This is a genomic window from Sulfurovum sp., assembly GCF_041551015.1.
In the GTDB taxonomy this organism is placed as follows: domain Bacteria; phylum Campylobacterota; class Campylobacteria; order Campylobacterales; family Sulfurovaceae; genus Sulfurovum.
In genome coordinates this window covers 1-2,990 of record NZ_JBFENQ010000181.1, presented here as the reverse complement: position 1 = coordinate 2,990, position 2,990 = coordinate 1, and the positions used below count along the sequence as shown (strand labels likewise).

At 36.4% G+C, this 2,990-nt stretch carries 3 protein-coding genes and 1 pseudogene; all 4 read left to right on the top strand.

All coding sequences use genetic code 11. From position 1 onward, the window contains the following. Positions 1-283: 283 nt before the first annotated feature. Positions 284-1,471, top strand: coding sequence for a P-loop NTPase (locus ABZC96_RS09420; RefSeq protein WP_373030696.1), 1,188 nt, complete (start codon positions 284-286; stop codon positions 1,469-1,471). Between the two features lie 177 nt (positions 1,472-1,648). Continuing rightward, the gene (locus ABZC96_RS09415) at positions 1,649-2,017 is read left to right on the top strand and encodes a Fur family transcriptional regulator (protein ID WP_373030694.1); all 369 of its coding nucleotides are present in this window, start codon (positions 1,649-1,651) and stop codon (positions 2,015-2,017) included. Positions 2,018-2,052: 35 nt separating this feature from the next. Next, positions 2,053-2,403: a hypothetical protein gene (locus tag ABZC96_RS09410; protein ID WP_373030692.1), complete on the top strand. Its 351-nt coding sequence runs from the start codon at positions 2,053-2,055 to the stop codon at positions 2,401-2,403. A 63-nt stretch (positions 2,404-2,466) separates the two neighbouring features. Then, positions 2,467-2,990 (top strand): annotated as a pseudogene (locus ABZC96_RS09405) (hypothetical protein); the annotation flags it as partial.

Below are 2,990 nucleotides of genomic sequence, written 5' to 3'. Positions count from 1 at the left end.
TTTTTCATCTTAGTCTTAAATCTAGAGGAACTGCCTGCTCCTAGAAGTATCAAAGTAGTGTTTGACAAGTTTATCCCCATATATTTATAATGTGTGTCGAATAGTAACGTATTATACTTATAGATTGCTTTAGTCATACTTTTAGATGGCTTTAATTATGGGTTAATCAGATAATTTTACTCTTAATTATAATACTTAGTAGAATTTTTCAATCTAATTTAAGATTTAGGTGGTATAACTTCTATACTATTAACGAACAAAAATTAAGTTAGGAATAAATAACATGACACAAGAAAACGTATTAGAAGCGTTGAAAAACGTAACATATCCCGGGTTCACCAAAGATATCGTAACATTTGGTTTTGTAAAAGACATCAATATAAATGGTGAAACGATTGGTTTGACTATTGATATTACATCATCAGCAGATGAAGTGAAAGCACAACTTAAAGAGGAAGCGACAAGTGAACTAAATAAACTTGGTTTCACAGATGTGAGCATTAATATAACTGCTCCAGAAGCACCAAAACAAATGTCTAACTCAGTAAGCGGTAAGAATATCGCTCCACATGTTAAGAATTTTGTAATGGTCAGTTCAGGTAAAGGTGGAGTTGGTAAATCTACTACATCAGTGAACCTTGCAGTTGCTATGGCAATGCAAGGTAAAAAAGTAGGTTTGCTTGATGCAGATATCTATGGACCGAACATTCCTCGTATGATGGGCGTTCAAGATCAAAAGCCAGAAATTCAGGGTAATAAAGTACATCCATTAAAAGCATATGGTGTTGAAATTATGTCTATGGGTTCATTGATGGAGCCAGGAAGTGCTCTTATCTGGAGAGGTTCTATGATCATGAAAGCGATCGAACAGTTCCTAAGAGATATTCTTTGGTCTGAATTGGATGTACTTGTGATCGATATGCCTCCAGGAACTGGTGATGCTCAGCTTTCACTTGCTCAGTCTGTACCTGTGACTGCAGGTATTACAGTAACGACGCCACAGGAGGTTTCTCTTGATGACAGTAGACGTTCATTAAATATGTTCCAAAAACTACATATTCCAACTGCGGGTGTTATTGAGAACATGAGCGGATTTATCTGTCCTTCATGTGATACTGAGTCAGATATCTTTGGTATGGGTACAACAGAACCGGTTGCAAAAGAGTATGACACAAATGTTATCGCTCGTATCCCGATAGAACCAGCAATTAGAGTAGGTGGAGATACTGGTATGCCAGTAACATACCACATGCCTGACTCTGAAACTGCTAAACGTTATCAGGAAGCAGCATCTAATCTTCTTGCATTCATTGATAAAGTCAATGCAGAAGGTGGAGCAGACAATTCAGGAGTACAACCAACTACACCTCCTGGTGTAAGTGCGTGTAGTACAGGTGCAGGAGCAGCTTCTACACCAGCACCGGCAAAAACAGAAGGTGAGAGCTGTGGAACAGGATGTGGTTGCCACTAAGTCATCAGACTTAACTACATCTTTGACCGAATCGCCTTGTTGCGGTCGGTCATAAATATTAAAGTATACTCTCTCACTTCACTCATATAATTCAATCCAAGTATATAGTAAATACCACTTCATATAAATTAAATGCAACTTAGTCGCATTTAATTTAATTTCAGTTATAATCCTGCCATGAAAATTGAAGAATTGATCAAAAATAAAAATATCAAGCTTACTACTGCAAGAGCAAAGCTTTTGGAGATATTAAAAGAAGCACAAAGGCCATTATGTTATGAAGATATCAAAAAAGATATCTCTATGGACAAAGCGACTTTTTATAGAAATATTTCCAAGTTTGAGGAAGAGGGTATCTTGAGTGCTTTTGAATCTAACGATAAAAAAAGGTACTTCGAGCTCAAACTCAATCCACATGCACATTTTGTATGTGTGATGTGTAATATTGTAGAGTGTATCAAAAATGTTGATATCGCATTACCAGGGTATGAGATAAATAATGTCATCATCAATGGTAAATGTCCATCTTGTCTAGCATCTGTTTAGACAAGATTTTAAGAGTACGAAAGGAGGCAATCTTTATGACATTAAAACAGTCTGTTAAGTTATTATTGAGTGTGCTCTTTTTGTTGGTCTCTCAATCTTATGCAATACACTCAGGTCAACATGCACTTGACACAGTAGAAGAGTGTAATTCATGCCAAAGCTTTAAACACATAGACACTAAACATCATGAGGTTCATCTACCCAGTTTTTTTGTATCACACAATGCTGAATCTTTTGAAGTAGAACAGTGTAGGGTCGTAAATCAACCTATAGATCTTGAATTACAAGTAGTGCAAAAGCGTCTTGACATCGTTGGTATGAAGTCTCTAGAGGTACGTTATGTACCTCTAGGTTTTGATGCGACTGCTCCTCCAAAAAATTCCTAATTATTAAACAAAAATAAAACATTTAAAAAAATAAAAATATTAATAATACAAGGATAATAGATTATGAAAAAAATAGTATTAACAAGTATGCTTTGTGCAGGATTTGCATACTGTGATATAGCACAACTTTTAGAAGAAGATAAAAGAACTTTTGACAGTTCAAAATATATTCCGGATATCTCGCTCATTGGGGATTTCTCTTATGTAAATCGTAGTATAAACGACGATGAGTTGTCTCATCTCGGACTTCCTGGTATAGCACATGGTCTCTATGCAGAGCATGCACACGGTGATAGTAACGAGGCTACCTACAATGCAAACCAGGGATTTAATTTTAACTATGCGGAGCTTATCCTTTCAAGCAGTGTAGATCCATTTTTCAGTATGGATGCCACTTTTCATTTCAGCGAAAGTGGTGTCGAAGTAGAGGAGGCTTACTTTACAACTACAGCACTGGGAAATGGACTAAGATTAAGAGGTGGTAAACTTCTCTCAAATTTCGGATATATCAATGCACAACACCATCACTATTGGGATTTTGGAGATATGCCACTCGTCTTTGAATCATTTTTGGGAACGCACGGAAT